Source organism: Salinibacter altiplanensis (assembly GCF_002894645.1).
Taxonomy (GTDB): domain Bacteria; phylum Bacteroidota; class Rhodothermia; order Rhodothermales; family Salinibacteraceae; genus Salinibacter; species Salinibacter altiplanensis.
Window position 1 is genome coordinate 474687 of the sequence record NZ_NCQY01000002.1, and the last position, 6719, is coordinate 481405.

5 protein-coding genes are annotated in these 6719 nt (G+C 62.8%); all 5 read left to right on the forward strand.

Going from position 1 to position 6719, the window contains the following annotated elements; translation table 11 throughout:
• Nucleotides 1-165 precede the first annotated feature (165 nt).
• The 5 genes from lptC (at nucleotide 166) to B7R93_RS16265 (ending at nucleotide 6709) form a co-directional block, all read left to right on the forward strand.
• A complete protein-coding gene (gene lptC / locus B7R93_RS02155; protein ID WP_103019180.1) occupies nucleotides 166-789 on the forward strand; it encodes an LPS export ABC transporter periplasmic protein LptC in 624 nt (207 codons plus the stop codon).
• 140 nt (nucleotides 790-929) lie between these two features.
• The gene (locus B7R93_RS02160; RefSeq protein ID WP_103019181.1) at nucleotides 930-3044 is read left to right on the forward strand and encodes an OstA-like protein; all 2115 of its coding nucleotides are present in this window, start codon (nucleotides 930-932) and stop codon (nucleotides 3042-3044) included.
• Nucleotides 3041-3826 (forward strand): LPS export ABC transporter ATP-binding protein, encoded by a 786-nt coding sequence (gene lptB, locus B7R93_RS02165; RefSeq protein ID WP_103019182.1) that lies wholly within the window; start codon nucleotides 3041-3043, stop codon nucleotides 3824-3826. The genes B7R93_RS02160 and lptB overlap by 4 nt, the downstream gene beginning before the upstream one ends.
• 380 nt (nucleotides 3827-4206) lie before the next feature.
• Entirely contained in the window at nucleotides 4207-6045 is a 1839-nt protein-coding gene (gene glmS, locus B7R93_RS02170; RefSeq protein WP_103019183.1) for a glutamine--fructose-6-phosphate transaminase (isomerizing), read from the forward strand.
• Nucleotides 6046-6337: 292 nt separating this feature from the next.
• Complete coding sequence (locus tag B7R93_RS16265) at nucleotides 6338-6709, forward strand: TniQ family protein (protein WP_157942153.1); 372 nt, start codon at nucleotides 6338-6340, stop codon at nucleotides 6707-6709.
• Nucleotides 6710-6719 lie beyond the last annotated feature (10 nt).

A 6719-nucleotide genomic window follows, 5' to 3' on the forward strand; every position in this document is an offset into this window, starting at 1 on the left:
GAAGTGGTGTTCCAAGAGCCTTCAGCATTGTCCCTCAAATGTTGTAGTCTGTTCGTGGAATTTGTACACGGGCGTTGGGTCGGGACCTGCTGAGGACCGGCGTCCGTGGAAGCCAATGGAATTCCTGTTCAACACAAAAGCCAAACTGAAAACCAGGGAGTTGTGATGGAGCCATACTGGGGACGGCATTCGGGGTTTGCGCTGCTGCTCTGCGCCGCCGTGGGAGGGGGCAGCCTGCTCGGTGGAGGTTGTGAGCACCGATCGCACTCGGGAGAAACCGACCGCGAGCGTTCGGCGCAGGGACCGACGCCCACGCACGTGAGCTGGGACGCTGACTTTGGCATGTCGGAGCAGGGACGTGCCCGCGCTGTTCTTCGTGCCCGTCGGATGGAGCAGTATCAGACCAGCGACAGCACCTATTCGGTCTGGCGCTCAATGGAGGACACAGCGCGCGTGCGGGTCTACCTCTTCGACGAAAGAGGCGATTCCTCAGCCACCGTCACGGCCGATAGTTTGGTGTTTCAAGACCAGAAGGGTGTGCTGGATGCGTACCGGAACGTCGTCGTGACGACTGAAGACAACAAACGGCTTGAAAGTGAGCACCTCACGTGGCACCAGGCCAACCGGACGATCCGCACCCGTCGGTTCGTGCGCATCCGCACACCCTCGGAGGTGGTCCAGGGGGACGGGCTCGTGGCGGACGAGGATCTTGAAACGTACCAGATCGGGCGCTTTTCGGCGGAGGTAGATGTGAACGAGGACGACGATGGGGAAGATGAACAGTCATAAGGTGCGTCCCCAACGTGAAGAGACGATCCACAGGTCCGATGTGGAACTGGCGCTGGGGGAACTCCGGCTTGGGCCCTTCGGTGTAGGACAAGCTTTTTTTGGGCGATGAATCTCGTGCGGGAACTACCGGCGCTAGTTGTATGACGGACCCCTCCAGCTATCCGATGTGGCCCCTCCTCACGCGTGTGCTCACGCTGGCGGTGATCGGGGCCCTCTGGATGGGGGGCGGGACGGAGGTCTGGGCACAGGCCGAGGACGATACGTCCCGGGCGGCCCCGACCGGTGTGGAGCCGGCGGACATGGACTCGTTGCCGACGGGGGGAGGGATTCCACCGCCCACACTGGCTCCCTCTGCATCCGATACAAGTGATCGCTCTCGAGCCCTGGTCGAGGCGGACTCGCTGAGCACATTTTCTCGGGACGGGAATCGCGTGCAGGACCTGTTTGGGGAGGTCTTCGTCCGGCAGGACACCACGCGGCTTCGGTCGGACTACGCCCGGCGGTACCTTGCGCGCAGCGACCTTTTGTTCACCGACAACGTGGTCATGTACGAGCGGGGGGATACCCTTCGGGCCGACACGGTGCGGTACGACCGCGCCACCGACGTCGGGTACGCCCGTGGCAACGTACGGCTAACGAACGGGGACGTGGACGTTTGGGCGGACAGTGCACGGTACTACTCCGCGGAAAAACGCACAGTCTTCCCCGACAGCGTTGTGCTCGTTGATAGCAACCGGGTCCTGCGGGCCCAACGCGGCACGTATTGGTCCGATGAAGAGCGGGCGGAGTTTGGGGGACGCGTACGCCTCACCGAGCCCGGGACCATGCTCCTTGCCGATTCGCTGACGTACGACCGTGATCGCGACCGGTCCACTGCCTACGGGAACGTCTTCATTGACCGGCGGGGGGACGCCGACGCCGACACGACGGCCCGGACGTACCTGTTTGGGGACCGGGCGGACAACCGGGAGGCTCGTCGGTACAGTCGGGTCGAGGGCAACGCGCTTCTGGTGCGGGTGCGGATGGATTCGACGGGCGCCCCGAGCGACACGCTCGTGGTACAGGCCCGTCGGCTGGAGTCCTTCCGCACAAACACGCATCGCCGGCTCGTAGCGGTGGACTCGGTGCGGATCTGGCAGCCCGACCTTTCCGCCGTCGCGGACTCGGCGGTGTACGACCGTGTCGTGGGCACTTCCCCCGACAGCCTCCCCGACCGGAGGGGGGGTATCGACCCGCTCCGCCCGTCGGTGGACTCGTTGCCGGCGCAGAGAGAGACGGACTCGCGTCCGGTAAGCGCCTCCACGGCCGTCCCCTCGGCCTCCTCCCGAGACCGGCCCGTCTCCCCGCCCGATTCACTTAACGATCGGTCCCGCCCCGTGCCCGACACCTCGGTCCCATCCGATACGGCAGATCCTTCCGACCACTCACGTTCTGCGGTTCTGCATCCCCCTCGTAGCGATTCGGGAAGGGCGCCGCGGAAGTGGGCGACCCCGACGGCGCGGGCCGAGAGCTCGCTGCCGATCGAAGAAACCCGCCTGTTTCGATCTCCCGTCACGTGGTTTGAAGGCAGCCAGGCATGGGGCGATTCGATTCGAGTGCGGGCCCGGGACCGGAGCCCCGATACGGTTTTCGTCCGCGGCTCCGGGTTTGCGGCCCGGCGCGATTCCGTTCTGGATCGAATTCAGCAGCTTAAGGCCGAGACCATTACCGCATTCTTTGGGGACGGCACCCTCCGCCGCATTCGGGCCCGTCCCAATGCCCGGGCCATCCGGTTCCTCGCCACCGAACGTGATTCCCTAAACGGGGCCGCCCGAACCTCCGGAGACCGCATCGAGCTACGCTTCGTGAACGAGAGCGTTGAGCGTGTGAGCGTCATTGGGGGGACACAGACCACCTACTACCGGACGAAAGAAAATATTCCGGACCCTTTTGAACTAGAGGGCTTTCAATGGACCCCAAATCGGCGGCCGACCCAAAATGAGCTCCTGCGAGATGAACGGGTGCGCCAACGGCTCGGGCGAGGACAGCCCGAGCCCGACCGCCCTGTGGCGGATCCGTTCCTCCGCCTCGGCCCTCCAAAAGACCCGAAAGGCCGGGCCGACTCCACCGCTGGGCCGATGCCGGCCCAACAGTTTCCCGAGGCGTTCCCGCCAATGCTTCCCCGGCTGGACGCGCCACTGGACTTCCTGGGGCCTTCCCCGCGTGTGACACCGCCGACCGACACCCTTACCACATCGTCCACGCCCGACTCATGAACGCTCCGCTCTCCAACGGGTCTTTCCCGAATCGGGATGTCTCCGGGGAGCCGGCGACGCTTGCGGCCCGCCACCTCACGAAGCGGTACGACAAGCGGGCCGTCGTCGACGACGTGAGCCTTGAGGTACATCAGGGGGAGATTGTGGGGCTCCTGGGGCCGAATGGCGCCGGCAAGACGACGACCTTCCACATGATCGTGGGCATGATTCGTCCGAATGAGGGCACCATTCACCTAGAAGAGGACGACATCACGCGCCTTCCGATGTACAAGCGGGCACGGCGCGGGGTGGGCTACCTGGCACAGGAAACCTCGGTTTTTCGGGAGCTGACGGTGGAGGAGAACCTGCACGCGGTCCTCGAATTCCAGTCGATGAGCAAAGAGGACCGCACAGCCCGGGTGGAGTCGCTTATTCAAGAGTTCGGCCTGGAACGGGTGCGAGACTCGAAGGGCTATGAACTGTCCGGGGGCGAGCGCCGTCGCACCGAGATTGCGCGGGCCCTGTCGACCCGCCCACGGTTCTTTCTGCTCGACGAGCCGTTTGCGGGCGTCGATCCGATTGCCGTCGAAGACATTCAGGGCATTGTCGCGGGACTTCAAGAGCGCGGCATCGGGGTGCTGATTACAGACCACAATGTGCACGAGACCCTTGCAATCACGGACCGTGCGTATTTACTATACGAAGGGCACATCCTAAAGCACGGCACCGCGGAAGAGCTTGCGGCCGATCCCGAGGTGCGCAAGCGGTATTTGGGCGAGAAATTTTCGCTGGAACGGTACTGAAGACACACGCAGAAATACATTGTTGAACGTCATTCTGGGGGACCGGCAACTAGAGGGAAGAACACGCCGAAGGGTTCGTAGGGGGATCCCCTGGGACTCTCAGGGAGGATGCCGGCTTGAGGAGCGCTTCTGCTGATCTCCGAAGAGATTCATTCCAAGAGCACTCAGTCATCGCGCTTCCAGCGCCTCCCCGCGCCGCTCCACCTGGAATGACGCATCGCCAAGGGGCTTTCACGTGTCCACTTGGCCAGACTTCGGCCTCCGGGGAGATTGTTTGCGGAGATCCATCCCCCATCGCCGCGAGCCTGGAAGGAGGAACCCGCTGCTCGGGAGGCACTTGCGTTTCATCTCGGTTGTCACATCAATCCAACTGGACGTCCATGTGCGGAATTGTCGGATACATCGGTAGCCAAGAAGCGGAAGAGCTCCTGCTCACAGGCCTCAAGCGCCTCGAATATCGAGGGTACGACTCGGCCGGCCTCGCAACGGTTGACGATGCGGGGCTTCACGTTCAAAAGCAGCAGGGGAAGGTGGACGGCCTTCGAAACAGCCTTGACGGGGCGTCCATGGCCGGAACGATTGGCATTGGGCATACCCGGTGGGCGACCCACGGGGCTCCCAATGACGTCAATGCACATCCCCACGTCAGTTCCGACGGCGCCTTTGCCCTGGTGCACAACGGCATCATCGAAAACCACGGGGTCATCAAGGAACGACTCGAAGAGAAGGGCTACGCTTTTGAGAGCGAGACCGACACGGAAGTGCTCGTGAAGCTAATCGAGGAGGTGAAGCGGGCCACAACGCTTTCCCTTTCGGAGGCGGTGCGGCAGGCGCTCACTCAGGTGGTCGGGGCGTACGGAATCGCCGTCGTGTCGCGAGAAGAGCCGGACCTTCTCATCGCGGCCCGCAACGGCAGTCCTCTCATCCTGGGCGTCGGGGACGGCGAGTACTTCGTGGGGTCCGACGCCGCCCCACTCGTGGAGCATACCCGACAGGTCGTCTACCTGGAGGACGGAGAAATGGCCACCCTGCGTCCCTCCGGGTACGACGTGACGACCATCGACAATGAGCCGCTAAAAAAGGAAATCCACGAGCTGGAATGGTCGCTCGGCGAGATTGAGAAGGGGGGGTACGACCACTTTATGCTAAAGGAGATCATGGAGCAGCCCGACGCCCTGGAGGATGCCATGCGGGGCCGGGTGCGGCCCGAGAACAACCAGATTCATCTGGGGGGGCTTCACGGTCACTGGGACCAGCTGCGGGAGGCCGACCGCATCGTCATCGCGGCCTGTGGGACCTCCTGGCACGCCGGCCTCGTGGGCGAGTACCTCATCGAATCGGCGTCCCGCGTCCCCGTGGAGGTCGAGTACGCGAGTGAGTTTCGGTACCGCGATCCTGTGCTGCGAGAGGGGGACGTGGTGCTCGTCATCTCACAGAGTGGCGAGACGGCCGACACCCTCGCGGCGGTCCGCGAGGCCCACAGCAAAGACATTCCCTGCTTCGGCATTTGCAACGTCGTGGGATCGACCATCGCGCGGGAGACGGACGCGGGGGTGTACCTGCACGCCGGGCCCGAGATTGGGGTCGCGTCCACGAAGGCCTTTACCGCACAGGTGACGGTGCTCTCGATGATCGCCCTCAAGCTGTCGGAGGGACGCACGCTGTCGAAGGCAGAGCTGGCCGACAACATTCGTGCCCTCGCGGGGGTGCCCGACAAGGTGCGCCGCGTCTTGGAGGCAAGCAACGGGGCCCTGCAGTCGATGGCCCACACCTACCGCTACGCGTCGAACTTCCTGTACCTGGGCCGCGGCTACAACTTCCCGGTGGCGCTGGAGGGGGCCCTCAAGCTCAAGGAAATTTCCTACATCCACGCGGAGGGCTACCCGGCGGCCGAGATGAAGCATGGGCCGATTGCCCTCATCGACCGCTCCATGCCGGTGGTCTGCATGGCGATGAAAGACAGCACCTACGACAAGGTGCTCTCCAACATCGAGGAGGTGGCGGCCCGCGAGGGCTCGGTCATTGCCATCACCGACGACAAGGACGCGGAGCTCGAGCGCCTCTGCGAGGCGGTCGTGGAGATTCCGCAGACCAAGGAGTTTCTCTCACCACTCCTCACCGTGATTCCGCTTCAGCTTTTGTCGTACCACATCGCGGTGCTGCGAGGGTGCCACGTCGATCAGCCCCGCAACCTCGCAAAGAGCGTGACGGTGGAGTGAGCGGGGCCGGCGAGTGCGTCCTCGTGTGGGCAGACAATAAAGTCCACAACTGCCAGATAAAGTCTACAACTCCAAAATAAAGTCCACAACTGGGAACTAAAGTCTACAACTGAGGTCGAAGGTGCAGAACTGCCACAGTATGTTAGGCGATTTCCCTGAATTGGAGACCGTCAGCGTGCTCTTCGGCTGACCGGCCCATGCTCCCATTTGCTAGACCTTGGGTAGTACGCCCAGCAAGCCCTGGTGGCTCACCGCCCCAGGGCTTTTTTCTTTGATCTGACACTCGTGACCCATGCCAGCTATTTTTCCGGAGCTTCAGCCTGAGGAACTCTTGTACAGCGGAATTGCGCGGTTCGGCGACATGATGGGATTCTCAAGCGCTCAGGCGCTCTGGAGAAATGTGTACGGGGAGTGTCCGATGAAGGTGGAAGTTGACCTGTCGGGTCCGCTCGGGAGCATGATTGTCCGGATGCCCAGTAGGAGCAATTACGACGCCCCGTCACTCCTGCGAAGGCATACCCTATTTCCATACCTAACCTTCTCAATGCCTCCTAAGAGGCAACATGAGGTGGAAGCTAAATTAACCTGTAGGGGTCCTCGTCCAACGGGGAGCGTGCTGCGAACGGGATATGTGCCCGAATTTTTGGACCAGTTGACCGGCTAGGTACGGCTAA

Excerpts from the sequence above, each read along its gene's own strand:
- lptC (WP_103019180.1), top strand. The coding sequence starts at position 166 with ATGGAGCCATACTGGGGACGGCATTCGGGGTTTGCGCTGCTGCTCTGC.
- B7R93_RS16265 (WP_157942153.1), top strand. The coding sequence starts at position 6,338 with ATGCCAGCTATTTTTCCGGAGCTTCAGCCTGAGGAACTCTTGTACAGC.
- B7R93_RS02160 (WP_103019181.1), top strand. The coding sequence starts at position 930 with ATGACGGACCCCTCCAGCTATCCGATGTGGCCCCTCCTCACGCGTGTG.
- lptB (WP_103019182.1), top strand. The coding sequence starts at position 3,041 with ATGAACGCTCCGCTCTCCAACGGGTCTTTCCCGAATCGGGATGTCTCC.
- glmS (WP_103019183.1), top strand. The coding sequence starts at position 4,207 with ATGTGCGGAATTGTCGGATACATCGGTAGCCAAGAAGCGGAAGAGCTC.